25 protein-coding genes are annotated in these 26,382 nt (G+C 58.7%); 22 read left to right on the top strand and 3 right to left on the bottom strand.

Annotated elements, in window-relative coordinates; translation table 11 throughout:
* Positions 1-64 precede the first annotated feature (64 nt).
* From odhB to sstT, 12 genes are all read left to right on the top strand, one after another.
* A complete protein-coding gene (gene odhB, locus ALTERO38_RS08550) occupies positions 65-1,291 on the top strand; it encodes a 2-oxoglutarate dehydrogenase complex dihydrolipoyllysine-residue succinyltransferase (RefSeq protein WP_159968052.1) in 1,227 nt (408 codons plus the stop codon).
* Positions 1,292-1,385: 94 nt separating this feature from the next.
* Complete coding sequence (gene lpdA, locus ALTERO38_RS08545) at positions 1,386-2,822, top strand: dihydrolipoyl dehydrogenase (protein ID WP_102836265.1); 1,437 nt, start codon at positions 1,386-1,388, stop codon at positions 2,820-2,822.
* Between the two features lie 175 nt (positions 2,823-2,997).
* Positions 2,998-4,164, top strand: coding sequence for an ADP-forming succinate--CoA ligase subunit beta (gene sucC / locus ALTERO38_RS08540; RefSeq protein ID WP_102836266.1), 1,167 nt, complete (start codon positions 2,998-3,000; stop codon positions 4,162-4,164).
* Positions 4,164-5,051: a succinate--CoA ligase subunit alpha gene (gene sucD / locus ALTERO38_RS08535; RefSeq protein WP_102836267.1), complete on the top strand. Its 888-nt coding sequence runs from the start codon at positions 4,164-4,166 to the stop codon at positions 5,049-5,051. The genes sucC and sucD overlap by 1 nt, the downstream gene beginning before the upstream one ends.
* Before the next feature lie 274 nt (positions 5,052-5,325).
* Positions 5,326-6,636: a branched-chain amino acid transport system II carrier protein gene (brnQ, locus tag ALTERO38_RS08530; protein WP_159968051.1), complete on the top strand. Its 1,311-nt coding sequence runs from the start codon at positions 5,326-5,328 to the stop codon at positions 6,634-6,636.
* A 93-nt stretch (positions 6,637-6,729) separates the two neighbouring features.
* Positions 6,730-7,455, top strand: coding sequence for a DUF599 domain-containing protein (locus ALTERO38_RS08525; protein ID WP_102836269.1), 726 nt, complete (start codon positions 6,730-6,732; stop codon positions 7,453-7,455).
* A gap of 56 nt (positions 7,456-7,511) precedes the next feature.
* Complete coding sequence (locus tag ALTERO38_RS08520) at positions 7,512-7,970, top strand: PaaI family thioesterase (protein WP_159968050.1); 459 nt, start codon at positions 7,512-7,514, stop codon at positions 7,968-7,970.
* Positions 7,967-8,413, top strand: coding sequence for a PaaI family thioesterase (locus ALTERO38_RS08515; protein WP_102836271.1), 447 nt, complete (start codon positions 7,967-7,969; stop codon positions 8,411-8,413). The genes ALTERO38_RS08520 and ALTERO38_RS08515 overlap by 4 nt, the downstream gene beginning before the upstream one ends.
* Positions 8,414-8,457: 44 nt before the next feature.
* Positions 8,458-9,708 (top strand): MFS transporter, encoded by a 1,251-nt coding sequence (locus ALTERO38_RS08510; RefSeq protein WP_159968049.1) that lies wholly within the window; start codon positions 8,458-8,460, stop codon positions 9,706-9,708.
* A gap of 140 nt (positions 9,709-9,848) precedes the next feature.
* On the top strand, positions 9,849-11,756 hold the full coding sequence (gene htpG, locus ALTERO38_RS08505) for a molecular chaperone HtpG (RefSeq protein ID WP_159968048.1): 1,908 nt from the start codon (positions 9,849-9,851) through the stop codon (positions 11,754-11,756).
* 157 nt (positions 11,757-11,913) lie between these two features.
* Positions 11,914-12,924 carry an amidohydrolase family protein gene (locus ALTERO38_RS08500; protein WP_256663942.1) on the top strand — a complete coding sequence of 337 codons (1,011 nt, stop codon included), beginning with the start codon at positions 11,914-11,916 and terminating at the stop codon, positions 12,922-12,924.
* 276 nt (positions 12,925-13,200) lie between these two features.
* Positions 13,201-14,439 carry a serine/threonine transporter SstT gene (gene sstT, locus ALTERO38_RS08495; RefSeq protein ID WP_159968046.1) on the top strand — a complete coding sequence of 413 codons (1,239 nt, stop codon included), beginning with the start codon at positions 13,201-13,203 and terminating at the stop codon, positions 14,437-14,439.
* A 129-nt stretch (positions 14,440-14,568) separates the two neighbouring features.
* Here the strand turns inward: sstT and fabB are convergent, their stop codons facing one another.
* Positions 14,569-15,786 carry a beta-ketoacyl-ACP synthase I gene (gene fabB, locus ALTERO38_RS08490; RefSeq protein WP_159968045.1) on the bottom strand — a complete coding sequence of 406 codons (1,218 nt, stop codon included), beginning with the start codon at positions 15,784-15,786 and terminating at the stop codon, positions 14,569-14,571.
* 11 nt (positions 15,787-15,797) lie between these two features.
* Positions 15,798-16,313, bottom strand: a complete 516-nt coding sequence (gene fabA, locus ALTERO38_RS08485) for a 3-hydroxyacyl-[acyl-carrier-protein] dehydratase FabA (protein WP_045426348.1) — start codon at positions 16,311-16,313, stop codon at positions 15,798-15,800.
* 395 nt (positions 16,314-16,708) lie between these two features.
* On the opposite strand from fabA, the gene ALTERO38_RS08480 reads away from it, so the two are divergent.
* The 8 genes from ALTERO38_RS08480 (at position 16,709) to ALTERO38_RS08445 (ending at position 23,014) form a co-directional block, all read left to right on the top strand.
* Complete coding sequence (locus ALTERO38_RS08480; RefSeq protein WP_102836277.1) at positions 16,709-17,731, top strand: NAD(P)H-dependent glycerol-3-phosphate dehydrogenase; 1,023 nt, start codon at positions 16,709-16,711, stop codon at positions 17,729-17,731.
* A 19-nt stretch (positions 17,732-17,750) separates the two neighbouring features.
* Positions 17,751-18,089 carry a DUF4389 domain-containing protein gene (locus tag ALTERO38_RS08475; protein WP_102836278.1) on the top strand — a complete coding sequence of 113 codons (339 nt, stop codon included), beginning with the start codon at positions 17,751-17,753 and terminating at the stop codon, positions 18,087-18,089.
* Positions 18,086-18,544 (top strand): phosphohistidine phosphatase SixA, encoded by a 459-nt coding sequence (sixA, locus tag ALTERO38_RS08470; RefSeq protein ID WP_159968044.1) that lies wholly within the window; start codon positions 18,086-18,088, stop codon positions 18,542-18,544. The genes ALTERO38_RS08475 and sixA overlap by 4 nt, the downstream gene beginning before the upstream one ends.
* 83 nt (positions 18,545-18,627) lie before the next feature.
* On the top strand, positions 18,628-19,083 hold the full coding sequence (locus tag ALTERO38_RS08465; protein WP_102836280.1) for a hotdog fold thioesterase: 456 nt from the start codon (positions 18,628-18,630) through the stop codon (positions 19,081-19,083).
* Positions 19,084-19,192: 109 nt separating this feature from the next.
* Positions 19,193-19,999 (top strand): alpha/beta fold hydrolase, encoded by an 807-nt coding sequence (locus ALTERO38_RS08460; RefSeq protein WP_102836281.1) that lies wholly within the window; start codon positions 19,193-19,195, stop codon positions 19,997-19,999.
* A complete protein-coding gene (locus tag ALTERO38_RS08455) occupies positions 19,996-20,853 on the top strand; it encodes an alpha/beta fold hydrolase (RefSeq protein WP_159968043.1) in 858 nt (285 codons plus the stop codon). Before ALTERO38_RS08460 ends, ALTERO38_RS08455 begins: the two co-directional genes overlap by 4 nt.
* Positions 20,854-21,031: 178 nt before the next feature.
* Positions 21,032-21,835 (top strand): DUF4892 domain-containing protein, encoded by an 804-nt coding sequence (locus ALTERO38_RS08450; protein WP_159968042.1) that lies wholly within the window; start codon positions 21,032-21,034, stop codon positions 21,833-21,835.
* Positions 21,836-21,919: 84 nt separating this feature from the next.
* The gene (locus tag ALTERO38_RS08445; protein ID WP_159968041.1) at positions 21,920-23,014 is read left to right on the top strand and encodes an AI-2E family transporter; all 1,095 of its coding nucleotides are present in this window, start codon (positions 21,920-21,922) and stop codon (positions 23,012-23,014) included.
* 51 nt (positions 23,015-23,065) lie between these two features.
* Here the strand turns inward: ALTERO38_RS08445 and ALTERO38_RS08440 are convergent, their stop codons facing one another.
* On the bottom strand, positions 23,066-24,052 hold the full coding sequence (locus ALTERO38_RS08440; RefSeq protein ID WP_159968040.1) for a patatin-like phospholipase family protein: 987 nt from the start codon (positions 24,050-24,052) through the stop codon (positions 23,066-23,068).
* 175 nt (positions 24,053-24,227) lie between these two features.
* On the opposite strand from ALTERO38_RS08440, the gene selD reads away from it, so the two are divergent.
* Positions 24,228-25,262 (top strand): selenide, water dikinase SelD, encoded by a 1,035-nt coding sequence (gene selD / locus ALTERO38_RS08435; RefSeq protein WP_159968039.1) that lies wholly within the window; start codon positions 24,228-24,230, stop codon positions 25,260-25,262.
* Positions 25,262-26,368 (top strand): tRNA 2-selenouridine(34) synthase MnmH, encoded by a 1,107-nt coding sequence (mnmH, locus tag ALTERO38_RS08430; RefSeq protein WP_159968037.1) that lies wholly within the window; start codon positions 25,262-25,264, stop codon positions 26,366-26,368. Before selD ends, mnmH begins: the two co-directional genes overlap by 1 nt.
* The last annotated feature ends 14 nt before the right edge of the window (positions 26,369-26,382 follow it).

Raw genomic sequence — 26,382 nt, 5'->3', positions numbered from 1 at the left:
TTCTTGCAAGAGGCCGCGAACATCGCGGCCTTGATGTAAAAACCGAATCAATAGGACCCTGCTAATGGCTATCGAGATCAAAGCCCCTCAATTTCCGGAATCGGTTGCTGACGGCACCGTTGCGACTTGGCACAAGCAGCCAGGCGATGCGGTAAAGCGTGACGAACTCATTGTCGACATCGAGACCGACAAGGTCGTTATGGAAGTGCTGGCCGAAGCGGATGGCGTGCTGAGCGAAATCGTCAAAAACGAAGGCGATACCGTCCTCAGCGGTGAGCTGCTTGGCAAGCTCGACGCAGGTGCAACAGCCTCTGCTCCCGCCGCATCGGCACCGGCTGAAACCGCTGCTCCAGCAGCCTCTGCAGCTTCGGCACCGGCAGCCGGCGCAGAAGATGCGATCCTCGCGCCTGCTGCACGTAAGCTGGCCGAAGAAAACGGCATCGACCCGAACAGCGTCAAGGGCACTGGTAAAGACGGTCGCGTCACTAAAGAAGACCTGGTTGCCGCTATCGAAGCCAAGAAGTCCGCTCCGGCTGCCAGCAAGCCTGCTGCCAGCACTGCTGCTGCTCCTGTCGCAGCGGGCGGTGATCGCACCGAGAAGCGCGTGCCGATGACCCGCCTGCGTGCGAAGGTCGCCGAGCGCCTGGTCGAGGCTCAGTCGAACATGGCGATGCTGACGACCTTCAACGAGGTCGACATGACCGAAGTCATGGCCCTTCGTTCGAAGTACAAGGATCTTTTCGAGAAGACACACAATGGCGTGCGTCTGGGCTTCATGTCCTTCTTCGTCAAAGCTTCCGTTGAAGCGTTGAAGCGTTTCCCCGCAGTCAACGCGTCGATCGATGGCACTGACATTGTCTACCACGGCTATCAGGACATCGGTGTCGCTGTCTCCAGTGATCGTGGCCTGGTCGTCCCTGTTCTGCGCAATGCCGAACTGATGAACCTGGCTGAAGTCGAAAGCGGCATCGCCACCTTCGGCAAGAAGGCGCGTGATGGCAAGCTGTCGATTGATGAGATGACTGGCGGCACCTTCACCATCACCAATGGCGGTACGTTCGGTTCGATGATGTCGACCCCGATCGTGAACCCGCCACAGGCCGCTATCCTGGGCATGCACAACATTCTGCAGCGGCCGATGGCTGTAAATGGTCAGGTGGTTATCCGGCCGATGATGTACTTGGCGCTGTCCTATGACCATCGCCTGATCGACGGCAAGGAAGCGGTGAGCTTCCTGGTGACCATCAAGAACCTGCTGGAAGATCCGGCGCGTCTGTTGCTGGACATCTAACAAGCGTCACGGGCTGCAGTTGGCAGGCTAGGCATTTGCTGGGCCTGCTGTCTGCGGCCTTTGATTTTTTCTGCTGCACTCAAGAGGATTCGTAATGAGCCAGAAATTCGACGTCGTCGTGATCGGTGCCGGCCCCGGCGGTTATGTTGCAGCCATTCGCGCAGCGCAGCTGGGTCTGAAGACCGCCTGTATCGAAAAATATCAGGGCAAGGAAGGTAAAACCGCACTTGGCGGTACCTGCCTGAACGTCGGTTGCATTCCATCCAAGGCGCTGCTGGACAGCTCCTACAAGTTCCATGAAGCCCACGAGAGCTTCAAGGTCCACGGCATCAGCACTGGCGAAGTGGCCATGGATGTCCCGACGATGGTCGCGCGCAAGGACCAGATCGTTAAGAACCTGACTGGCGGTGTTGCCGGCCTAATGAAGGCCAATGGTGTGACCGTGTTCGAAGGCCACGGCAAGCTGCTCAGCGGCAAGCAGGTTGAAGTCACCGGCCTCGACGGCAACACCCAGGTCCTGGGCGCAGAGCATGTGATCCTTGCTTCCGGTTCCAAACCAGTCGACATTCCGCCGGCACCGGTTGATCAGAACATCATTGTTGACTCCACTGGCGCGCTGGATTTCCAGAGCGTTCCGGCCAAGCTTGGCGTTATTGGCGCTGGCGTCATCGGGTTGGAGCTGGGTTCGGTATGGGCGCGCCTGGGGGCGGAAGTCACTGTCCTCGAAGCGATGGACAAATTCCTGCCTGCCGCGGATGAGCAGATTTCCAAAGAAGCTTTCAAGGTGCTGAGCAAGCAGGGCCTGAAGATTCTGCTGGGCGCCCGAGTCACTGGCTCCCAAGTCAATGGCGATCAGGTTACGGTCAACTTCACCAACGCAGAAGGCGAGCAGCAGCAGACCTTCGACAAGCTGATTGTTGCAGTCGGCCGCCGTCCGGTGACTACCGATCTGCTCGCTGCTGACGCAGGTGTTGATATGGATGAGCGCGGCTTCATCTTCGTCGATGATCAGTGCGCGACCAGCGTTCCGGGTGTTTACGCCATTGGGGACGTCGTTCGTGGAGCCATGCTTGCGCACAAAGCATCGGAAGAGGGTGTGATGGTTGCCGAGCGGATTGCCGGGCATAAATCGCAAATGAACTACGACCTGGTTCCATCGGTCATCTATACCCATCCGGAAATCGCATGGGTCGGCAAGACCGAGCAGGTGTTGAAGGCCGAGGGCGTCGAGATCAACGTGGGCACCTTCCCGTTCGCCGCCAGTGGCCGTGCCATGGCAGCAAACGACACGGCTGGCTTGGTCAAAGTCATTGCTGATGCCAAGACTGACCGTGTTCTGGGTGTGCATGTCATGGGCCCGGCGGCGGCCGAGCTGGTTCAGCAGGGCGCGATCGGCATGGAATTTGGCACTAGCGCCGAAGACCTTGGCATGATGGTGTTCTCGCACCCGACTATGTCCGAAGCGCTTCACGAAGCTGCGCTGGCGGTAAATGGTCACGCGATTCACATTGCCAATCGCAAGAAGCGCTAACGGCGCAGTAGCAAACGGCGGCATGCACTGGGCTTTCAGGCCTAGTGCAGCTGCCGAATACCTTCGCGCAAGGTATGACAGGTCTTTGAAAGGTATCTTCGATAGTTTTCAGCGACTTGAGGTGACGCCGCAGCAATGTGGTGTCTGATGCACATCAAACCGAACGGTAGCTAAGATGAATCTTCACGAATATCAGGGTAAGCAACTGTTTGCCGAGTACGGACTGCCGGTCTCCAAGGGCTACGCGATCGATAGCCCTAAAGAAGCGGCTGAAGCCTGTGATCAGATCGGTGGTACCGAGTGGGTTGTCAAGGCACAGGTTCATGCGGGTGGTCGCGGCAAGGCGGGCGGCGTCAAACTCGTCCGCAGCAAGGACGAAGCCCGAGCATTCGCCGAGCAGTGGCTGGACAAGCGCCTGGTGACCTACCAGACCGACGCCAACGGACAGCCGGTCAGCAAGATTCTCGTAGAAGCCTGCACCGACATTGATAAAGAACTGTACCTGGGTGCCGTCGTTGATCGCGCTACTCGCCGGGTGGTCTTCATGGCCTCTACCGAAGGCGGCGTCGACATCGAAAAAGTCGCTCACGACACGCCGGAAAAAATCCTCAAGGCAACCATTGATCCGCTCGTTGGCGCTCAGCCGTTCCAAGGTCGTGAGCTGGCGTTCCAGCTTGGCCTCAAAGGCGATCAGGTCAAGCAGTTCGTCCATATTTTCGTAGGCTTGGCCAAGCTGTTCGTCGACTACGATTTGGCGCTGCTTGAAGTGAATCCACTGGTGATCAAGAAAGACGGCAACCTGCACTGCCTGGATGCCAAGCTGAATATCGACAGTAATGCGATTTATCGCCAGCCCAAGCTGCGCGGTATGCAGGACCCCTCCCAGGACGACCCACGTGAGGCCCATGCGGCGAAGTGGGAACTCAACTACGTGGCGCTTGAAGGTAACATCGGTTGCATGGTCAATGGTGCCGGTCTGGCCATGGGCACCATGGACATCGTCAACCTGCATGGAGGCAAGCCTGCAAACTTCCTCGACGTCGGTGGCGGCGCGACTGAAGAGCGCGTGACAGAGGCCTTCAAGATCATCCTGTCGGACGAAAACGTCGCAGCGGTTCTGGTCAACATCTTCGGCGGCATCGTTCGCTGCGACATGATTGCCGAAGGCATCATCGGCGCGGTCAAGGAAGTCGGCGTCAAGGTGCCAGTGGTTGTGCGCCTGGAAGGCAACAACGCCGAGCTCGGTGCCAAGATGCTGGGTGAAAGTGGTCTGAACATCATCGGCGCAACCAGCTTGACCGATGCGGCCATTCAAGTCGTCAAAGCCGCGGAGGGCAAGTAATGAGCGTCCTGATCAATAAAGACACCAAGGTCATTTGCCAGGGCTTCACCGGCTCGCAGGGCACCTTCCACTCCGAGCAGGCTATCGAGTACGGCACCAAGATGGTCGGCGGCGTTACCCCGGGTAAGGGCGGTACTACGCATCTGGGGCTGCCTGTTTTCAACACAGTCAAAGAAGCGGTTGCAGCTACTGGTGCTGATGCGTCAGTGATCTACGTGCCAGCACCGTTCTGCAAAGACTCGATTCTTGAAGCGGTGTTCGGCGGTATCAAGCTGATCGTCTGCATCACCGAAGGCATTCCGACCCTCGATATGCTCGAAGTGAAGATCAAGTGCGATGAAATGGGCGTTCGCCTGATTGGGCCGAACTGCCCGGGTGTGATCACGCCCGGCGAGTGCAAAATCGGTATCCAGCCTGGTCACATCCACATGCCGGGCAAGGTCGGCATCGTGTCTCGTTCGGGCACGCTGACCTATGAAGCGGTCAAGCAGACCACTGATGCCGGTTTCGGTCAGTCCACCTGCGTGGGTATCGGCGGCGACCCGATTCCGGGCTCGACCTTCATCGATATCCTCAAGCTCTTCCAAGAAGATCCGCAGACCGAGGCGATCGTCATGATCGGCGAGATCGGTGGTTCTGCCGAGGAGGAGGCTGCTGCTTACATCAAGGCCAATGTCACCAAGCCGGTAGTGTCTTACATCGCCGGTGTTACGGCGCCTGCAGGCAAGCGGATGGGGCACGCTGGCGCGATCATCTCGGGCGGCAAAGGAACGGCAGACGAGAAGTTTGCAGCGCTGCAGGATGCCGGCGTGAAGACAGTTCGCTCGCTTGCCGATATCGGTAAAGCGCTGGCGGAAGTCACTGGCTGGGAAGCCAAGCAGGCCTGATTTCCAGCCTGCGTTGCCTGATGCCAGTCAGCCCTGTCTGACTGGCATTTTTGTTTCTGCAGGACGCCGCCGGTGGCATTGCTCCGTCATCGCGAACCCGAGCAGCAATCGTCCAGCTTTGCGCCGTCTCAGATGGGACGGTGACTCCTCGCCCTTACGGGCCATTTCGATTAAGGTGCGTGCTTTTTTTCAGGCGGCTCGGTGTGAGTCGTATCTGGAAGTACGCGCTTGGTGCATTCCTCGCGCCTGAACCTTCTGTAGTGGTGATAGCTCAATGACTCGACTGAAAGGCCTCGACCTGCTGGCCCTTGGCTTCATGACGTTCGCGCTGTTTCTCGGCGCTGGCAACATCATTTTTCCACCCAGTGCCGGGATGGCTGCGGGACAGTCACTTTGGTTTGCTGCGTTGGGGTTTCTGCTGACAGGCGTCGGCTTGCCCTTGCTGACTGTGGTCGCGCTGGCGCGGGTCGGCGGCGGGATGGATCGTTTGACCGCTCCGCTGGGGCGTGGCGCTGGCACGCTGCTGGCTGTCGCCGTGTACCTGGCCATCGGCCCGCTGTTCGCGACGCCGCGAACGGCAGTGGTTTCGTTTGAAATGGGAATTGCACCCTTCACCGGCAACGCTACCATTCCCCTGTTCGTTTATACGGCGCTGTTCTTTTCGGCGACGTTGTTCCTGGCGGTCAATCCTGGTCAGCTGGTGAACCGCGTCGGCAAGTTCATCACGCCGGTTCTGTTGGCAGCGCTGCTGGTGCTGGGCGGCGCGGCCGTGTTCGCGCCGGCTGGCGACATTGGCGTCACCGCGGAGAGCTACCGCAGCGGTCCGTTGCTCAAAGGGTTTCTGGAAGGATATCTGACCATGGACACCCTGGGCGCGCTGGTATTTGGCATTGTGATCGCAACAGCGATCCGTGATCGCGGTGTGTCCAGTCCGGCTCTGGTGACACGCTACTCAATGGTTGCAGGTGCCATAGCCGCGCTTGGGTTGTCACTGGTGTATCTGGCGTTGTTCTATCTGGGCGCAACCAGTCAGGGGATCGCTGGCGAGGCACAAAACGGTGTGCAGATTCTGACTACGTACGTGCAACACACTTTCGGTACTACAGGGAGCCTGTTGCTTGCGATCGTGATTACGCTGGCCTGCCTGACGACAGCGGTTGGGCTGACGACTGCTTGTGGCGAATTCTTCAGCGGTTTGATGCCGGTTGGTTATCGCACTGTTGTGGTTGTCTTCACGCTGTTCAGCCTGTTGGTGGCCAATCAGGGCCTGACACAGCTAATCAGTGTCTCTGTGCCCGTGCTGGTCGGGCTCTACCCACTGGCGATCATGCTGGTAGCGCTGAACCTGCTGGATCGCTGCTGGGTTTCGCCTAGCCGGGTTTTCGTCCCGGTGATGGCGGTGACATTGGTCTTCGGTGTTGCGGATGGGTTGTCGGCGGCCGGCTTTACCGACCTGGTTCCCGTTCTGTTCACCAAACTACCCTTGGCCGCGCAGAGCATGGGCTGGTTGGTGCCGGTGCTGGTGACGCTGGTAATTGCGTTCGCTATGGATCGACTGGTTGGTGAGCGGCGTCTCGCAACGTGAGGGCCGTTGCTCCTGGTGTAAGACTGATCGCCCGGATGCCTGATCAGCGGTTCCGCTGGTTATAATCACGCGCATGTGTTCAGAGGGATTGTCATGTCTATTCCCAGTCATCTGCTGCCTCATCTGATCGCGGTCGCGTGGTTCGTGCTGTGCTGGGCCGGCTACACCCGCTACGCAAGCTGGCGAGGCAGGGACACGGCATGCCTCGCTAGCGTCCTGCATCTGTATCGTCAGGACTGGATGCGACGCATGCTGCTGCGCGATAACCGCATTGCCGATGCCAATGTGATCGGCAATCTGGAGCGCAACGCGGCGTTTTTCGCCTCCAGTACCTTGATCATTCTGGCCGGCATTTTGACCGCGCTCGGCGCATCGGAGCGTGCTGTTTCACTGTTGGCGGACTTGCCCTTTGCGCAGCCGGTCAGCCGTGGCCTTTCCGAAATCAAGCTGTTGGCGTTGGCGGTCGTCTTCGTTTATGCCTTTTTCACATTCAGCTGGTGCATGCGGCAGTACAACTTCGCTGCAGTACTGGTCGCCTCGGCACCCATGGCGGGTGAGCGTAATGTGAGTGACCTTGAGCGCAAGTCGTTCGCCGAGCGGGCTGCCAGGGTTATCTCAATGGCCGCAAACCAGTTTAATTTCGGTCTAAGGGCGTATTACTTCGGGATGGCTACCTTGTCCTGGTTCATTCATCCGTGGTTCTTCATGGTGGTGACCACCGGTGTAGTGCTGGTTCTTTATCGCCGCGAATTTCATTCCGATGTACTTGAAGTCATGGTGTTCACGCCAACATTGCCTGTCGAGCAACCTAAGGAGTAGGGCTCACGCAGGTAGAGCCGCTAAACTGCGTGGCTTGATATTCTCTGAGTGTCCGCATGAGCGATAGTCTGATACTGGAGCGTACACAGCGCTTCCTTTCCCTGTTACGCCACTGTCAGGTGCTCGGCATGCGTGTCGAGCATGCAGACGCCAAGGGGCTCACGTTGCGCCTCCCCTATAGCGAAAAGATCGTCAGCAATCCTGAAAGCGGGCTCGTTCACGGCGGAGCGATTACCACCCTGATGGATACCACTTGTGGTATCTCGACGGCATGCGCGCTGCCTGAGCTTGAGATCTGCCCCACACTTGATCTGCGCATCGATTACATGCATCCCGCCGAGCCCAATCACGACGTGTTTGGCTTTGCCGAGTGCTACCGCGTGACGCCGACGGTCATTTTTACCCGTGGAGTCGCTTACCAGCGCGATATCAATGAGCCGATTGCCCACGTAGTCGGCGCCTTCATGCGCATGGGCAGGAATAGCTTGATGACAGGTTCGGAGACGCCGCAATGAGCGCATTGGATCTCGATGCTTTGGTCAGTGAAGCGCACGCCAGCAATGACTATGACGCACTGTTAAAAATGGTGCCGTACGCCCGTCTAATCGGTATTGAGTGTTTGCGACTGGGCGATGAAATGGTGTTCCGGCTTCCAAAGAATCAGGACAACATCGGAAATCCTACGCTTCCGGCGATCCACGGCGGCGTGATTGCGGGCTTCATGGAACATGCGGCGATGCTCCATCTGTTGATGTTCATGGGCGCACCACATTTACCCAAAATCATCGACTTCTCGATAGATTATCTTCGAGCGGGTCACTATCGTGACACCTTTGCCGCCTGCCAGGTCTGGCGCCAGGGACGTCGTGTAGCCAATGTTGCTGTGACAGCCTGGCAAACCAACCAGGCTGAGCCAATCGCGACTGCGCGTTGCCATTTCAAGGTCAACGAGCCCTGACAGGCCAGCCGCCGGCGCTACTGTAGCTGTCTCGAAGGTGTTGAATGGATGCGTTGCTGATACTGGGTGGGCTACTGCTGATCCTGGCGGGCCTGATCTGGTTGGTTGTTCTGGCGTTCGGTACAGGCTTGTTGTGGGGCGTGGGCAGCCTACTGCCTCCGGTAACCCTGGTGTATGTAGCTCGGCATTGGAAGGTCGCTCGGAAGGCGGTGGGGCTGTCCGGTTTGGGCGTTATCCCTCTTGTGGTCGGATTTACCTTGCTCGCCAACCACGAGCCGGAGCGAGTTGTGGCCATTGCCAGTCTTGAATGGCTTGAGCCTGATGAACAGACTCAGAGCCAACAGCTGAGTTTTCGTTTGCACGGCGAGCTTGATGGTCGTTCGTTCAGTCCTCAGTTCGGCAGCTACGTTGATGGCGTGCTGACACTGCGTGAAGGCGACCAGTTGTTCGCTCGGCAGGAAGTGAGCATTCGCCTTGGTGCAAAGCCATCTGGGGCCATACAGGTCGATGTGCTTCCTCAGGACGTTGATCCTGCTCCAGTGGTCGAAATCAACTGGATGCGGCCAGAGCAGGAGCTTCCAGAGGCCCGCCGAATTCAGAGCGGCTATACCCTTCACTTGAACCTGCAGCCAGCGCCACCGAACAAGCTGGTCGGTGACTTCCATCTGGTCTTGCCGGCTCATTATCAAACAAGCCTCAGCGGACAGGTCGAACTGTTCACTGACAACCTTCGCTATCGCGCCGGTCGCGTGGATCTGACGCATGACTCGGTTGATACCCTCGCTTATGTGGCCGGTGATTATTTGCAGCGACGGTTCGAGACGCGGGATGTGACCATCGAAAGCGTAGCGCCTGTCAATTTACCCGCGTCGAGCTTGGTGCTCTCGATAAGCGCCAAGATTGAGGGAACGGTGCAGCTTTTCGACCTGGCTATCAGCAAGGGTGACCAAGGTTGGGCGGTAGAAGACGACACTTTTCCCCCTCTGAGCGCCGCAGCCGAAACGCCGCTCAAGCAGACCGCTACCCAAGGAGCGTCGCTGCCGGACAGCACTGCATCGCCCCGAGTCGATCGTCGCCAGCGGTTTTCCCTGGCCCGGTTGCTGCGCAATCCGGAGCGTTACGAGCACCTGCAAGTACGCGCACAGACCAAACGAGGGGGAGTCGCGGAAGGGCGCTTCCAAGGGCTGGATCGAGATGGCAATCTCGCTATCCGGCAAAGGCTGAAGGGTGCCGGAGAGGCGGTTTTCAATCTGAGTCCTGACGACATCGTTCTGATCGAACTGCTAGAACCCTAGCTCGCGCCTCGAGCGTTACTCCAGAAAGACTGCAGCTCGCCTTGCAAGGGCTGCACTTGAATTTCCCGCGCAAGACCCCATCTGCTTGTCATCGCCGCAGTCGCGGTCCGTGCCATTGACGAAGTGGAGTTTGCAAGACGATGAGTGTGGAGACTCAAAACAAAGAAACCCTGGGCTTCCAGACCGAAGTGAAGCAGCTGCTTCACCTGATGATTCATTCCTTGTATTCGAATAAGGAAATCTTCCTTCGGGAATTGATTTCCAACGCCTCGGACGCCGCCGACAAGCTTCGATTCGAAGCGTTGGCCAAGCCTGAGCTGCTTGAGGGCGGGGCGGACCTGAAGATTCGCGTCAGCTTCGACAAGGATGCCAAGACTGTCACGCTTGATGACAACGGCATCGGTATGAACCGCGAAGATGTCATTACCCACCTGGGCACTATCGCCAAGTCGGGTACGGCTGATTTCATGAAGCATCTGACCGGTGACCAGAAGAAAGACTCGCATCTGATCGGTCAGTTTGGCGTCGGCTTCTATTCCGCCTTTATCGTCGCGGAGCAGGTAGAAGTATTCAGCCGCCGTGCCGGGAGCTCTGCAGAGGAGGGCGTGTACTGGTCTTCGAAGGGCGAGGGCGATTTCGAGGTTGCCAACATCGACAAGGCGGAGCGCGGCACCCGCATCGTTCTGCACCTCAAGTCTGGCGAAGAGGAATTTGCCGACGGTTGGCGCCTTCGCAACATCATCAAGAAGTACTCCGACCACATCGCACTGCCGATTGAGTTGCCAAAGGAGTTTCATGGCGAGGAGAAAGACAAGCCGGCAGAGGCTGAGTGGGAAACCGTCAACCGAGCCAGTGCACTCTGGACCCGTCCCCGCACCGAGGTGAAGGACGAGGAGTATCAGGAGTTCTACAAGCACGTCGGTCACGACTTCGAGAATCCCTTGGCGTGGAGCCACAACAAGGTCGAGGGCAAGCTCGAATACACCTCGCTGTTATTCGTGCCTGGCCGCGCGCCCTTCGACCTGTATCAGCGCGAAGCGCCCAAGGGACTGAAACTCTACGTCCAGCGCGTTTTCATCATGGATCAGGCGGATGAGTTCCTGCCGTTGTACCTGCGTTTCATCAAGGGTGTGGTCGACTCCAACGACCTCTCGCTGAACGTTTCCCGCGAGATCCTGCAGAAGGATCCGGTGATCGATTCGATGAAGTCGGCGCTGACCAAGCGCGTGCTGGACATGCTGGACAAGCTGGCCAAAGACAAGCCGGAAGACTACAAGAACTTCTGGAAGCAGTTCGGCCAGGTTCTCAAAGAGGGCCCTGCGGAGGACTTCGCCAACAAGGAGAAGATCGCAGGTCTGCTGCGTTTCGCTTCCACCCAAGATGCTTCTGGTGAGCAAAGCGTTTCGCTGGCTGACTACCTGGGCCGCGTCAAGGAAGGTCAGGACAAGGTTTACTACCTCACCGGTGAGTCCTATGCACAGGTGAAGAACAGTCCGCACCTGGAAGTCTTCCGCAAGAAAGGCATCGAGGTGTTACTGCTGACTGACCGCATCGATGAGTGGCTGATGAGCTACCTGACCGAGTTTGACGGCAAGCAGTTCGTTGACGTCGCGCGCGGCGACCTTGACCTTGGCAAGCTGGATACGGAAGAAGACAAGAAGGCTCAGGAAGAGATTGCCAAAGCGAAGGAAGGACTGGTGGAGCGTCTCAAGACTGCGCTGGGTGACGAGGTCGCAGAGGTGCGAGTGTCGCACCGTCTGACTGATTCGCCGGCAATCCTGGCGATCGGTGAGCAAGACCTGGGCCTGCAGATGCGTCAGATTCTTGAAGCCAGCGGACAGAAAGTGCCGGAGTCGAAGCCGATTTTTGAAATCAACCCGGCACACCCTCTAATCGAGAAGCTTGATGCCGAGCCGGACGAAGATCGCTTCTCCGATCTGTCACATGTCCTCTTCGATCAGGCCGCACTCGCAGCTGGCGATAGCCTGAAAGATCCTGCGGCTTATGTGCAGCGTCTCAACAAGCTCCTGGTTGAGCTGTCCGCTTAACCTTTAGCTGTGTCATTGAAAGGCCCGTCATTGACGGGCCTTTTTTGTTTCGAACGCGGCGCGGGGCTTTGTCGTCGGTACCGTTGCGGCGTTATGAACCGCTACGAGGCGGCACGGTCTATCCGCTTGTTCACTAGGAGGACATCGGTTGCTCAATATACGAAACTGTCTCGCGGCGCTGTGCCTGGTTGTTACCGTCACGCCGGTGCAGGCACGGGATTACCACTACAGCGATTCACATCTTCATTTCGTCGATTTTTTCCAAGAGACCGATGGCATGCAGCAACTGCTCAAGGCCATGGACGAGAGCAACATTGACCACGTGATGATCAGCGGCATTCCGGTTGCGAAGAAGTGGCACGAGAACGAGCCTAAGCGTCCGCGATACTACGCCGGGGATGACGCTGCCGTTTACTGGTACAGCGCGACTGATGTGTTAGTTGCAGCCGCGCTTAAAGAGCTGGACGAAGACCAGCGCAAACGCTTCCACCCGTTTCTGTCAGGGTTCAATCCAAACGACAAAAATGCCGATGCGCACATCCGTCGGATGCTGGATCTCGATCCTGGGCTATGGCAGGGGTTAGGCGAGGTCTTTACTCGGCATGACGATATAACCGCCCTGACCCAGGGCGACACGCCGCGCGCCAACAATGAAGCGCTTACGCGCGTGTATCACCTTGCAGCCGAATTCGATCTACCGGTGATGCTGCATTCGAACATCACCTCCAAGCGCGAGCGCAATCCCCTCTATCTTGAGGAGCTCGAAGAGCCGCTGCGAAATCACCCGCATACCCGTTTCATCTGGGCGCATGCTGGGACGAGCATGGAGTTGTATCGGCATCAGAAGAAGCTCGACTTTCTCTTGCCGACCGTTATGCGACTGCTTGATGACTACCCAAACCTGTATATCGATCTGTCATGGACCATGCTGGAGCCTTACCTACTGGATCGTTCGGGTAATGTCGACCCAGCCTGGGTGGCCTTGGTCGAGCGCCATCCGACGCGCTTCATGATCGGATCGGATGTGGTTGGCCGGTTTGATGGGGTCGGCGAAGCAATGCGCGCATTTGATCCTTTCCTTGATGCTTTGTCAGAACCTACAGCGCAGAAGGTGGCGCGAGACAATTTCCTTGATGTGCTGCCGCGAAACCGTGGCCGCGGTGAGTGAGATGAGGCAGTGATTGATGAGGTACACGCACGGTGGCGATCTCAAGGCCGGCGCGTGTATCGGTCAAACACTCAGCGCCTAGCTCTGCCGAAACCATCGCTCTGGTAAGTGACGTATTCAGCACCATCGGTTCAAGAGTTCGACTATCCGTTTTGCCCCAAAGCTGGGCAGGGCGCGAGGAGATGGGTACCATTCGGCGTTTTTCGCAAGGCATTGGCTGTCGCTTCCAGGGCGATTGACTTCGCCTGACCCAGCCGTCTACGCCGAGACTTCATCATGTCTAGCCTTTCAACCCAGTTATTCCGCGCTTACAACCGAGTCAGCCTTGTTACACAGATCGTCGTTGGCCTTGTTGCCGGCTGTTTGCTGGCCTGGCTGTGGCCTGAGACCGCTGCGTCGGTCAGTTTGCTGGGTGATTTGTTCGTTGCGGGATTGAAGGCGGTCGCGCCGGTATTGGTCTTCGTCCTGGTCACTGCATCACTGGCTAACCACAAGCGGGGGCAGCCGACGCACATTCGCCCAATCCTGGTTCTCTACGCATTGGGTACAGTCAGCGCTGCAATCGTTGCGGTTGTCGCCAGCTTCGTGTTTCCGACGAGTTTGACGTTGGTCAGCCAGGCGAATGACGTCATGCCGCCGGCGGGGGTAGGGGCTGTTCTAAAAACGTTGCTGTTCAACGTGGTTGATAACCCAGTCCATGCGCTGATCGAAGGCAATTTCATCGGTATCCTGGCGTGGGCAATCGGACTTGGATTTGCCTTCAGGCATGCTCGTCAGAGCACCCGCGATCTGATCTCCGATATGTCAGAAGGCGTGACCCTGATCGTCAAGGTTGTTATCGGGTTTGCGCCACTGGGCATTTTCGGACTGGTCGCCGGTACCTTGGCTGAGTCCGGTTTCGCGGCGCTGGCCGGTTACCTACAGCTGCTGATGGTGTTGGTCGGCAGCATGCTGTTCATGGCGCTGGTGGTTAACCCTCTGATCGTGTTCTGGCAGATTCGTGGGAATCCCTATCCACTGGTGCTGACCTGTTTGCGGGAGAGTGGCATAACCGCATTCTTTACCCGCAGCTCAGCAGCCAACATCCCGGTGAACATGCAGTTGTGCGAGCGACTGGGGCTACATAAAGACACCTATTCGGTTTCGATTCCGCTTGGCGCGACCATCAACATGGGCGGTGCGGCTATTACCATCACGGTGTTGACGCTGGCGGCCGTTAACACGCTGGGTATCGCTGTGGACATCCCAACCGCAATTCTGCTCAGTCTGCTGGCGGCGATCTGCGCCTGCGGTGCGTCTGGCGTTGCAGGCGGCTCGCTGCTGCTGATTCCGCTGGCGTGCAGCCTGTTCGGAATTTCTAACGACCTGGCGATGCAAGTCGTTGCGGTTGGCTTCATCATTGGCGTGATTCAGGACTCGGCCGAGACCGCGTTGAACTCCTCGACAGATGCGCTTTTTACCGCAGCTTCGTGCATGGCGCACGGAGATGTAGAAGGCGCTGTGCAGACGTCCTGATCCGCGTGCGTCTACCAGGTCGCGTCCTGCTTAGGCTACTCGACCCGGCGTGATCTACCAGTGAACAAAACACACCACAAACAATAACGGCGCCCTTAGGCGCCGTTATTGTTTGTAGCGAGGAATCGATCAGCCTTTCCAGCGCTTCAGTACCAGCGTTGCGTTGGTACCGCCAAAGCCAAAGCTGTTACTCATGATGGTGTCGATTTTCGCATCTTCGCGGGTTTCGCGAACGATCGGCATATCGGCAACCTCTGCATCGAGCTCTTCAATGTTGGCCGAGCCAGCAATGAAGTTGCCCTGCATCATCAGCATGCAATAGATCGCTTCGTGGACACCTGCAGCGCCCAGCGAATGTCCGGACAGGCTCTTGGTCGAGCTAATGGCTGGGATCTTATCGCCGAACATGTTGCGTACGGCCTTGCTCTCAGCGACGTCACCGACTGGTGTAGAGGTGCCATGGGTGTTCAGGTAATCAATGTCACCTTCGACTGTGGCCATCGCCTGCTGCATGCAGCGCAGTGCGCCTTCGCCGCTCGGCGCAACCATGTCGTAGCCATCGGAAGTAGCGCCGTAACCGACGATTTCCGCATAGATCTTGGCGCCGCGCTTGAGCGCATGCTCCAGCTCTTCAACCACCACCATGCCGCCGCCGCCGGCTATGACGAAACCGTCACGCTTGGCGTCGTAAGCCCGCGAGGCCTTTTCCGGCGTCGCGTTGTACTGGCTGGACAGGGCGCCCATGGCGTCGAACAGGCAGCTCTGGCTCCAGTGTTCTTCCTCGCCGCCGCCGGCAAAGACGACATCCTGCTTGCCCATCTGAATCTGCTCCATCGCATGGCCGATGCAATGCGCACTGGTCGCGCAGGCCGAGGCGATGGAGTAGTTGATGCCCTTGATACGGAACGGCGTTGCGAGGCAGGCGGATACCGTGCTGCTCATGGTGCGCGGTACGCGGTATGGGCCGATGCGCTTGACGCCCTTTTCTCGAAGGATGTCGATGGCTTCCATCTGATTGATAGTGGAAGCGCCGCCGGAGCCGGCGATCAGGCCGATGCGTGGATCGGAGATCTCATCAGCGCTGAGCCCCGAATCTTCGAGAGCCTGTTGCATCGCCAGATAGGCGTAAGCCGCCGCATCGCCCATGAAGCGCAAGACCTTGCGGTCGATCAGCTCTTCGAGGTTCAGGTCGACCGAGCCGGAGACCTGGCTACGCAGGCCCATATCGGCATAGGCCTGATTGAAGCGAATACCGGGGCGGCTGGCCCGCAGATTGGCGGAAACGGTCTCTTTGTCATTGCCGAGGCATGAAACGATGCCCAGGCCGGTGATTACGACGCGACGCATGCGGAAGTCCTTCAGAAGCTATCAGTAGATGTGAACAGGCCGACACGCAAACCTTCGGCACTGTAGATCTCGCGACCATCCACGCTAACGGTGCCATCGGCGATGCCGAGAACCAGAGAGCGGCTGATGGTGCGTTTGATATGGATGTTATAGGTAACTTTCTTGGCGGTCGGCAGGACCTGACCGAAGAACTTGACCTCGCCAGAACCCAGCGCCCGACCACGGCCTGGGTTGCCTTGCCACCCTAGGTAGAAACCGACCAGTTGCCACATGGCGTCGAGGCCCAGGCAGCCAGGCATGACTGGGTCCCCTTCGAAATGGCAGGCAAAGAACCAGAGGTCAGGATTGATATCCAGCTCAGCAACCAGCTCGCCCTTGCCGTACTTGCCGCCGACTTCGCTGATATGAACGATGCGGTCGACCATTAGCATGTTCGGTGCCGGCAATTGCGCATTACCGGGGCCGAACAGCTCGCCGCGGCTGCAACGGAGCAGATCTTCCCGAGTAAAGGCCTGTTGTTTGGTCATGCGTATTCCTCAATGGTCCCTTTATGGAGGGCTTGCTGCATTCATCCGACTCGACAATAGCGAGTCCGGTCATAAGACTAGTCATAGACTGCTGCCTTGCGCTTAAAGTCACAGCGCAGGGACATGAGTACCGCTCGTTTCGACCAACCACGAGACGACCATGGTGGAAACGGGCCCATACTTTAACACTCCTGACCCGTCACCACGACCATGTGACGTTCTGCCTCTGTATAGACCATTGGGGAATGCCCCCCGCTACGTCTGCGACACAGCTCGGTAGCATCGGCCGGAAATTGTAATCTGATGATTCCGCGGGTATGGGGGTTTGCACTGGTTGCGCTCGAAGCGGCACGTATAATGCCGGCCATTGCACTTGGTGCCTAAACGGATCCCTCATGACTGAACAGCAACCCATCGCGGTGCTTGGCGGCGGCAGCTTCGGAACCGCCATCGCAAACCTGCTCGCCGAGAACGGTCACAGCGTCCGCTTGTGGATGCGCGATGCCGAGCAGGCCGAGAGTATTCGAGCGCACCGCCAGAACCCACGCTATTTGAAAGGCGTGACGCTGCTGCCGGCCGTAAACGCTGTCACTGATCTAGGGCAGACGCTGGCCGATTGTCGGCTGATCTTTGTTGCGCTGCCCTCCAGTGCCTTGCGCCAGGCTCTTTCCCCCTTCGCAGAGCAGCTGTCGGGCAAGATGTTGGTAAGCACAACCAAAGGCATCGAGGCGCAGGGCTTCATGCTGATGAGTCAGATCCTGGAACAGATCGCGCCTCAGGCCCGCATCGGCGTAATATCAGGGCCCAATCTGGCGCGCGAAGTGGCTGAACACGCTCTGACTGCGACGGTTGTGGCCAGTGACGACGAGGCGCTTTGCCGTTGTGTGCAGCAGGCGCTGCATGGGCGGACCTTTCGTGTCTATGCCAGCTCGGATCGGTTTGGCGTCGAGCTTGGCGGCGCATTGAAAAACGTTTACGCCATCATGGCCGGCATGGCCGCGGCGCTCGGTATGGGAGAAAACACCCGTAGCATGCTGATCACTCGCGCTCTGGCCGAAATGACCCGTTTTGCTGTTAGGCTCGGAGCGAATCCGATGACCTTCCTCGGCTTGGCCGGAGTGGGTGACCTGATCGTGACCTGTACCTCAACGAAAAGCCGAAACTTTCAGGTGGGCTATGCCCTCGGCGAGGGGTTGAGTCTCGATGAGGCCGTGTCACGCCTGGGTGAAGTCGCTGAAGGCGTCAACACCATCAAGGTTTTGAAGGTCAAGGCAGAGGAGCTGCAGGTCTACATGCCGCTGGTCGCAGGTCTGCATGCCATTTTGTTCGAGGGGCGTACGCTGGATCAGGTCATTGCGCTGCTGATGCGCGGCGAACCGAAGACTGACGTCGATTTCATTTCCACCGACGGTTTCTGATACGACAACGGAGCTATCAATGAACACATCACAACGCAGCGCAGAGCGCGAGTCGCTGATTCTGCGCGCACTCTGGATGCTGGTTTTCTTTTTTGTCTGGCAACTGGCTGAATTGGTATTGCTGGTCATTGTCGTGGCGCAGCTGGTGCTGCAGGCGGTTAACGGCAAAGCGAATGACAGCTTGCTGGAGCTGGGTGACAGCCTCAGCCAGTACGTGGCGCAAATCGGTCGTTTTGGCACCTTCAATACGGACCGTAAACCCTGGCCAATGTCCGACTGGCCTAAGCCGCGTCCAGCCGACCGGGATGCAGCTCCTCCCGTGCAACCGGCCCCTTCGGAGCAGGAGCCTCAGCCGTGAGGTTGTGGCTGCTACGCCACGGCGAAGCTGAGCCCCGGAACCGCACTGATGCCGAGCGTAACCTCACTGCAGCCGGTCGAGTTGAAGTGGAGGGCGCTGCCGCGCATCTGCAAGGGCGACCGGTGCAGGCCATTCTGGCAAGCCCCTACCAGCGAGCCCAACAGACCGCTGAACTTGTTCGGCAGACACTCGGTTTCGGCGGTCCAGTTGAAACCGTACCCTGGCTGACGCCGGAATCTGACCCGGCCGATGCGCTGCTCTATCTTCATCGTCGCAGCGAACAGCATGTGCTGCTGGTCACTCATCAGCCCTTTGTCGGTGTGTTCGGCGGCTGGCTGGTCAGTGGTCACCGTGAAGCGCCCATACCAATGGCAACCGCCAGCCTGGCGGAATTGGAAGGGGAACATGTGGCTGCGGGGTTGATGCACCTGGTTGGGCTGCGGCACCCGGTCTGAAGTCAACGGCTTCCTATCTATGCTGCGCCTACTGCTGCAGGTGATGATCCATAAACAATGATAAAAACAGGAGAGCGACACACGTGAGCATCTGGCAACGTCCACCGAGCCTCGAACAACTCAACGCCAACCGGCAGAACACCATTGTCGAACTGCTCGATATTCGTTTCGAAGCAGTCGAAGAGGACTGTCTCACGGCGAGCATGGTTGTCGACTCCCGCACCCACCAGCCTTATGGTCTGCTGCACGGCGGCGCTTCGGTTGTGCTCGCTGAGACCGTTGGTTCAATGGCTAGCTATCAGTGCATCGACCCCAACCGATTCTATTGTGTCGGCCTGGAAGTGAACGCCAACCATATCCGCGCGGTGCGTAGCGGCCGTGTCACTGCAGTCTGCCGACCGGTTCATCTTGGACGCTCCAGTCACGTCTGGGATATCCGGCTGCACGGAGATGACGGCAAGCTGAGCTGTATCTCGCGTCTGACCGTTGCAGTCGTACCTCTTGGCGAAAATAGCCCACAACCTGTAGGGACGTTGTAGACGCCCTTGTTTGGCAGGACTGCCTTTGCTTCTGCCGCTTCGGCCGATTGCCGTTAAGGGAAGGGGCGCCAGACAATGGCCGTCGTTTCCATTCAGCTGCTTAGAACCCATGACGCAACGCATTTTTTTCGCTCACGCCAACGGTTTTCCATCGGCTACCTATCACAAGCTGTTCGAAAACCTGACGCCCGAGTACGCCGTTACCCACCTCGATCAGCACGGTCATGACCCGCGCTTTCCGGTGAATGACAATTGGCAGAACCTGGTGCAAGAGCTTATTGAGCAGCTGGTCGAGTTGCAGGAGCCGGTCTGGGGTGTCGGGCATTCGCTTGGCGGAATGCTGCATTACCACGCTGCCCTGCAACGCCCGGAGCTTTATCGTGGGGTGGTCATGCTCGATTCACCCATGCCGACCTGGCTCGACCAGACGCTGATCTGGGCGGGCAAACGTTTTGGTTTCATTGATCGCCTTACGCCCGCCGGCCGTACCCTGGGCCGTCGCGAGCAGTTCAGCTGCGTCGACGAAGCGCGACGTTACTTCGCGAGCAAAGCACTGTTTCGCGCCTTTGATCCTGCCTGCCTGGATGCGTATGTCGAGCATGGTTTGGAGCCCACCGAGCAAGGCGTCCGCTTGCGCTTCGATCCGGAAACGGAGATTCGGATCTATCGCAGCGTGCCCCATGTGACGCCCGGCTGGCCCCATGCACTGAAAATGCCGCTGGCCGTGGTGCGCGGGCGTCAGAGCCGCGTGGTGCTGCCTCATCATCTCTATTTGTTGCGACTGGTTGCCCACGGGGAGGCACACACCTTACCTGGTGGGCATATGTTTCCGCTTGAGCGACCGGATGACACCGCGGTCCTGCTCAGGCAGTTGTTCACTCGCTGGAGCGAATCGAACAGAAGGGGTGCTGCATGAGTGTTACGTTCGAAGAGATCCGGCTAAGCCTGCCCCATATCGAGGTCGCTGCCCACCTGTACGGTCCGGAGGACGGCCAGCCTGTCATTGCCCTACACGGCTGGTTGGACAATGCGGCTACCTTCTCTCGTTTGGCGCCGTTGCTCGAGGGTCTCCGCATCGTTGCGCTAGATCTTCCAGGACACGGCCATTCCGATCATCGACCGCTCGGTGCCGCCTATAACATCTGGGACTATGCGCATGATGTACTGCAGACGGCCGAGCAGTTCGGCTGGAAGCGGTTCTCTTTATTGGGACACTCGATGGGCGCCATCGTGTCGGTGTTGCTGGCCGGTGCCATGCCTGAGCGGGTCGAGCGGCTGGCATTGATCGATGGGGTGATTCCCTTTACCGGCGAAGCCGAAACTGCGCCACAGAAGCTTGGTGAATCGCTGCAGAAGTTGCTCGCCGTGGACGACAAGCGAAAGCCGGTTTACGCCACCTTCGAGCAGGCTGTCGCGGCACGCATGAAAGGCGTGGGGGCGGTTAGTCACGAGGCGGCCGAGCGGCTTGCGCAGCGAGGATTGATGCCGGTTCCTGGAGGCTATACCTGGCGAACTGATGCGCGTTTGATGCTGCCGTCATCGATGCGACTGACCCGCGCTCACGCCTTGGCATTCGTGCATCGCGTAGCCTGCCCGGCGAGCCTGATCCTGGCGGAGCAAGGTTTGCTCAACCAGCCAGCCATGGTCGAACTAACCCAGACCTTGCCGTTCGAGCTGCATCGCCTTCCCGGCGGCCATCATTTGCACCTGGATGATCAGCTCGGTGCTGAGGCGGTGGCGGCCGTTTTCAATCCGTTCTTCGCAGGCTGAGCCGAGGCAGGACGGCGTTACGCAAGAATCTGTCGCAAAGCCCTGCTTGACTTGCTTTTAGCAACTGGTGAGGCTGGGCCATCGCCTCAGCAGGGACCACCTCGATGATTGACTTCCATACCATTGCCATCTCCAACGGTCGGATCGCGTCGACGGCGGTGCTCCATTGAGGTGCCGTATGCGAGTTATATCGGTAACGGGGCTGTTCTTGGCTGTCGGCATCACTGAGGCGGCAGATCTTCCGGGCAGCCGAGATTTCGACATGCTGCCACGATACCCACAGTCTGAAATTGTGGCCTTCAAAGAGCGGGACGTGCTGGACCGAACCTATCCTCTGGATTCGATTCGGCGTATCAGTGGGCGGCTACGAATGAGCGATCAGATCACCGCCAGCGGCTATCTGACGGCGGTGACTTATAGGTTGCCCGACGTCCATACGGGCATAGAGGCCTTCGAGCGGTCGCGGAGTCGCCTGTTGCAAGAGGGTGCTGAGCTGCTCTTCTGGTGTGAGGGGCGCGCATGCGGGTCGAGCAGCCTGTGGGCCAATGAAGTGTTTCACCGCTCGACACTTTACGGCCCGGAGGCAAGGCAGGCTTACCTGCTGGCGCGTCTGCCAGGCGAATCGGATCGGCTCATGGCGCTCTATGGTGTTACCCGCGGCAACGGGCGTCCCTATCTGCAAGTGGAGCAGTTCGAGCCGGATGAGCCGCTCGGTATCATCCTGCCGAATCCGGGCACCCTGCTGCGCCAGTTGAAAAGCACCGGCGAACTCTGGCTGCCGCGATTGCCACAAGAGCCGACGGCGGAGTGGGGGGCGCTGCTGGCGAACGTGCTGCGGCTCGATAGTACGATACGGGTCGCATTGAAAGGAAAGGGCGCAGCGGCTTGGTACGAAGCGCTTACGCAAGAGCGGATCAAGGCGCGGCGCATCGAAGCAGAAGCCTCCGATGAGGATGGGCTGCGGATCACGTTGTTGCGTTGAGGCTCAGGTTCAGACTGCAAAAGCCACTGCTCTACCAGGCGCACTTTGCTCTAAAGTGCGCCACCTTCTTTCATAGGTAACACCATGCTCAACAATGATCGTCTGCTGGTGCAGATTCTGCTCCTGGTGCTGCTCGGTGCCTGTGTGTGGGTGCTGGCCCCGTTTGCCTCGGCGCTGTTTTGGGCTGCGGTGCTGGCATTTGCCAGCTGGCCGATCATGCGGGTGCTGACCCGCTGGATGAACGGCAACTCGACGCTTGCCGCCACCCTTTTGACGGGCGGATGGATGGTCTTGGTTGCCGTGCCGCTGGTCTGGTTGGGGTTCAACATTGCCGACCAGATTCGCGAGGTCAACGTGCTGGTGCACAACCTGCAAGTGCAGGGACTTCCGCCGCCGCCGGCGTGGCTCGCTGAACTGCCGCTGATAGGCGACAACCTGCTGAGTCTCTGGAACACACTGGATGAGCAAGGGACGGCCTTCTTCGCGACGATCCGGCCGTACGTCGGTCAGGTGGGCAACTGGTTGTTGGTGCGCAGTGCGCGCGTTGGCGGTGGAATGCTGGAACTGGCGCTCAGCCTGGTACTGGTGTTCTTCTTCTATCGCGATGGGCCGAAACTGGCTGCCTTCGTACATAGTCTGCTGCATCGACTGATTGGTGACCGCGCTGATCACTACCTGGAATTGGTGGCCGGTACGGTTCAGCGTGTCGTCAACGGTGTGATCGGCACCGCGGCTGCCCAGGCGATTCTGGCGTACGTCGGATTCAGCATTGCTGGCATACCCGGTGCGCTGATCCTCGGTCTGCTGACGTTCGCATTCAGTTTCCTGATGGTCCCGCCCCTGATCTGGGGCCCCGCCACGCTCTGGCTTGCCTGGCAGGGTCAGTACGGCATGGCCGTATTTCTGGGGATATGGGGCATGTTCATCATCAGTGGCGTGGACAACGTGCTGAAACCCTACCTGATCAGCCGCGGCGGTAACCTGCCCTTGGTGGTGGTGCTGCTTGGCGTGTTTGGTGGCGTGCTGGCGTTCGGTTTCATGGGGCTGTTCCTTGGTCCGACACTGTTGGCTGTTGCTTACAGCCTGCTGGAAGACTGGCTGGTCAAGGAAGTGCCAGGCATCGTCGTGCAGGCAAAGCGTCCGAGCGATCAGTTGGAAGATGCAGCGGTACGCGACTAGCTGACTGCTGCTGGCAGCTCTGTTGCCGGTCGGTTACGCAGGTTCGAGCCGCTAGAGCTGCTCGCTCTCGTATTTGTCCAGCGCATCGCTGGCAACGATCTGTCCCAGCTTGATCAGCTCAGGGGCTTTGTAGAATTCATAGAACCTGCAGGCGCGCTTGGGGATGTTGACCAGCACGTTCGGTGGGTAGCCAGCGATCTTGTATTGGGTCAATGAGGATTGCATCACTTCGAAGCTCTGGTTGATGAGCTCCAGTAAGGATGCAGGACCGCCCACATCAATCACCATCGATCCCTCGGCCGACTTCGGCGCACTTTGCCCCGATGGGGCGGCTGGTGGCTGATCCGCGCCAGGCCCATCAACAGCAGTGAGTTCGGCGATATGCTCTTCGAGCCCTTTGCTGCGCCAGAACGGCAGGTGTGAGCTGATCGAGCTGACCATGGCATCGAAGCGTCCTGGGCGGATTATTTCCGGCAGCGGGTATTGCCGATGGTTGTTGGCGTTAAGATTGACGGCGATGATGATGTCGCTGTGGCTAGAGACCACCGGCACGATGGGCAGGGGATTGAGTATGCCGCCGTCGACCAGCATCCGGTTGCCTTGCATGACCGGCGTGAACAGGCTTGGGATAGCTGCCGAGGCGCGCATCGCCAGTTCCAGATTGCCCTCCTGAAACCAGATCTCCTGCTGATTCGTCAGGTCGGCCGCGACGGCCGTGAATGGGATTGGTAAATCCTCGATGTTGACCGAGCCGAGCATCTCCCTGATGCGTCCGAAAATCTTCTCGCCGCGTATCGCCCCAAGGCTGAAACTCGGATCGACCAATCGCAGCATGTCGAAGTAGTCCAGGCTTTCAATCCATTCGCGGTATTCCTCAAGCTTCCCGGCTGCGTAGATGCCACCTACGACTGCGCCCATCGAACAACCTGCGACACAGGTGATCTCGTAGCCCCGGGTCTCGAGTTCTTCGATTACGCCGATGTGCGCATAACCGCGAGCCCCCCCCGACCCCAACACAAGTGCGACCTTGTTGCCCATGTAGTTCTCCCTGTTGGCGTTGGGCGATAGCTTCCAGCTTCAGGCTGCAAGCTTCAAGCTAAAGCGAGGAGCTGGTCGTTTCCGTGCAATCCCTTCGGCTCACGCCGCAGCGATGTGACCACCAGCCTTGCTACAATCGTCGCCCGTTTGCCAGCATCACGAGAGTCTTTCCCATATGAGCGAACCCATCCGCCTCACTCAATACAGCCACGGTGCCGGCTGCGGCTGCAAGATTTCGCCCAAGGTGCTGGACGTGATCCTCGCCGGCAGCGGGGCACAGAACCTTGACCCGCGCCTGTGGGTCGGAAATGCCTCGCGTGATGACGCTGCGGTTTACGGCATCGACGAAGAACGCGGCGTGGTATCGACTACCGATTTCTTCATGCCAATCGTCGACGATCCCTTCGATTTCGGCCGTATCGCCGCGACCAATGCCATCAGTGATATCTATGCGATGGGCGGTGATCCGCTGATGGCAATCGCCATCCTTGGCTGGCCCGTCAACGTGCTGCCGCCTGAGGTGGCGCGCGAGGTCATCGCGGGTGGTCGAGCCGTGTGTGAGGCCGCAGGCATTCCGCTAGCCGGTGGGCATTCGATCGATGCGCCCGAACCGATATTCGGTCTGGCCGTGACCGGTCTGGTCAAAAAGAACCAGATGAAACGTAACGACACAGCCACGGTTGGCTGCAAGCTCTATCTAACCAAGCCCCTTGGGATAGGCATTCTCACCACCGCGGAGAAGAAGACCAAGTTGCGGCCCGAGGATGTCGGCAGGGCGCGTGACTGGATGTGCACGCTCAACACGCCCGGTAGCCGCTTCGGCAAGCTCGACTGCGTGCGGGCGATGACAGACGTCACCGGTTTCGGGCTGCTCGGGCACCTGGTCGAAATGGCCGATGGCAGCGCTGTGACTGCGTGCATCGACTACGCCCACGTGCCGCGTCTGGAAGGTGTCGAGTATTACCTCGAACAGGGCTGTGTGCCTGGCGGTACGGGGCGCAACTTCGAGAGTTATGGTGACCGTATCGCCGCCATTGACGAGGTGCAGAAGCAGTTGCTGTGCGATCCGCAAACCAGCGGCGGTTTGTTGGTAGCCGTTGACCCTGAAGGTGAGACCGAATTCCTCGCGGTGGCCGCTGAACTCGGCCTGCTTCTCCAACCGATCGGTGAGTTGATCGAAGCCGGCGCCTTTGCGGTTGAGGTACGTTGATGCGTGGCGATACCGATAATTTTGCCGAGCTTTTCCTCAACGACGTGCCGATGATGGACGCACGAGCGCCTGTTGAATTTACAAAGGGCGCGTTCCCCGGGGTGGTCAACCTGCCGCTGATGAACGATCTCGAGCGCCAGAAGGTCGGCACCTGTTACAAGCAGCAGGGGCAGCAAGCGGCGATCGAGTTGGGCCACCGGCTGGTGAGTGGTCAGGTCAAGGACGAACGTATTCAGGCTTGGGCCGACTTCGCGCGCAACAACCCTCAGGGCTACATCTACTGTTTCCGTGGCGGGTTGCGTTCACAGCTGGTGCAGCAGTGGCTCAAAACCGAGGCGGGAATCGACTATCCGCGCGTGACCGGTGGCTACAAGGCGATGCGCCATTTTCTGCTGGACACCATCGAACATGCGGCCGCGCATGACAATTTCGTGCTGGTCGGCGGTATGACCGGGACGGGCAAAACCGAGGTGCTGGCGCGTCTGGAAGAGGGGGTCGATCTGGAAGGCATTGCCAATCATCGCGGCTCTAGCTTTGGCAAGCGCGCCACGCCGCAGCCGGTGCAGATCGACTTCGAGAACGCCCTGGCGATTCGCTTGTTGAAGATGCAGAAAGCCGGTGCCAGGCAGTTCGTGCTGGAAGATGAAGCGCGGCTGGTCGGACGCTGTTCTATCCCGCTGCCCTTGTTCCAGGGTATGCAGCGCTATCCGCTGGTCTGGCTCGAAGACAGTCTCGAGGGCCGGGTTGATCGTATCCTCAAGGACTATGTGATCGATCTCTGCGCAGAATTCATCACCGAGTTCGGCGAGGAAGGATTCACCGCATTTGCCGAGCGTTTGCAGCAAAGCCTGGTCAATATCAGCAAGCGGCTCGGCGGTGAATGCTACGCACGGCTGGCAGCGATCATGGATCAGGCACTTGCCGAACAGGCAAGTACGGGTTCGGTTGATCTGCATCGCGGATGGATCGAGGCGTTGCTGAGGCAGTACTACGATCCGATGTATACCTACCAACGTGAAAGCAAGGCCGCCAGAATCGAGTTCGCTGGTGAGCAGCACGCAGTCGTCGAGTTTTTGCGCGAGCGCGCTGCGGGGCATCAACACTGAGCAGGTCTCAAAAC

The organism is Pseudomonas sp. 9Ag (assembly GCF_902506445.1).
In the GTDB taxonomy this organism is placed as follows: Bacteria; Pseudomonadota; Gammaproteobacteria; order Pseudomonadales; family Pseudomonadaceae; genus Stutzerimonas; species Stutzerimonas stutzeri_AB.
Note: the sequence above shows the minus strand (reverse complement) of the source record. Positions and strands in the feature narration are given on the sequence as shown.

Bases quoted from the DNA above. Each gene is read 5' to 3' on its own strand.
- ALTERO38_RS08450 (WP_159968042.1), top strand. From the start codon at position 21,032: ATGCGAGTTATATCGGTAACGGGGCTGTTCTTGGCTGTCGGCATCACT.
- sucD (WP_102836267.1), top strand. From the start codon at position 4,164: ATGAGCGTCCTGATCAATAAAGACACCAAGGTCATTTGCCAGGGCTTC.
- ALTERO38_RS08460 (WP_102836281.1), top strand. From the start codon at position 19,193: ATGACGCAACGCATTTTTTTCGCTCACGCCAACGGTTTTCCATCGGCT.
- lpdA (WP_102836265.1), top strand. From the start codon at position 1,386: ATGAGCCAGAAATTCGACGTCGTCGTGATCGGTGCCGGCCCCGGCGGT.
- selD (WP_159968039.1), top strand. From the start codon at position 24,228: ATGAGCGAACCCATCCGCCTCACTCAATACAGCCACGGTGCCGGCTGC.
- ALTERO38_RS08510 (WP_159968049.1), top strand. From the start codon at position 8,458: ATGGATGCGTTGCTGATACTGGGTGGGCTACTGCTGATCCTGGCGGGC.
- odhB (WP_159968052.1), top strand. From the start codon at position 65: ATGGCTATCGAGATCAAAGCCCCTCAATTTCCGGAATCGGTTGCTGAC.
- ALTERO38_RS08445 (WP_159968041.1), top strand. From the start codon at position 21,920: ATGCTCAACAATGATCGTCTGCTGGTGCAGATTCTGCTCCTGGTGCTG.
- brnQ (WP_159968051.1), top strand. From the start codon at position 5,326: ATGACTCGACTGAAAGGCCTCGACCTGCTGGCCCTTGGCTTCATGACG.
- ALTERO38_RS08520 (WP_159968050.1), top strand. From the start codon at position 7,512: ATGAGCGATAGTCTGATACTGGAGCGTACACAGCGCTTCCTTTCCCTG.
- sstT (WP_159968046.1), top strand. From the start codon at position 13,201: ATGTCTAGCCTTTCAACCCAGTTATTCCGCGCTTACAACCGAGTCAGC.
- ALTERO38_RS08455 (WP_159968043.1), top strand. From the start codon at position 19,996: ATGAGTGTTACGTTCGAAGAGATCCGGCTAAGCCTGCCCCATATCGAG.
- htpG (WP_159968048.1), top strand. From the start codon at position 9,849: ATGAGTGTGGAGACTCAAAACAAAGAAACCCTGGGCTTCCAGACCGAA.
- ALTERO38_RS08440 (WP_159968040.1), bottom strand. From the start codon at position 24,052: ATGGGCAACAAGGTCGCACTTGTGTTGGGGTCGGGGGGGGCTCGCGGT.
- ALTERO38_RS08480 (WP_102836277.1), top strand. From the start codon at position 16,709: ATGACTGAACAGCAACCCATCGCGGTGCTTGGCGGCGGCAGCTTCGGA.
- sucC (WP_102836266.1), top strand. From the start codon at position 2,998: ATGAATCTTCACGAATATCAGGGTAAGCAACTGTTTGCCGAGTACGGA.
- ALTERO38_RS08475 (WP_102836278.1), top strand. From the start codon at position 17,751: ATGAACACATCACAACGCAGCGCAGAGCGCGAGTCGCTGATTCTGCGC.
- fabA (WP_045426348.1), bottom strand. From the start codon at position 16,313: ATGACCAAACAACAGGCCTTTACTCGGGAAGATCTGCTCCGTTGCAGC.
- ALTERO38_RS08525 (WP_102836269.1), top strand. From the start codon at position 6,730: ATGTCTATTCCCAGTCATCTGCTGCCTCATCTGATCGCGGTCGCGTGG.
- mnmH (WP_159968037.1), top strand. From the start codon at position 25,262: ATGCGTGGCGATACCGATAATTTTGCCGAGCTTTTCCTCAACGACGTG.
- fabB (WP_159968045.1), bottom strand. From the start codon at position 15,786: ATGCGTCGCGTCGTAATCACCGGCCTGGGCATCGTTTCATGCCTCGGC.
- ALTERO38_RS08515 (WP_102836271.1), top strand. From the start codon at position 7,967: ATGAGCGCATTGGATCTCGATGCTTTGGTCAGTGAAGCGCACGCCAGC.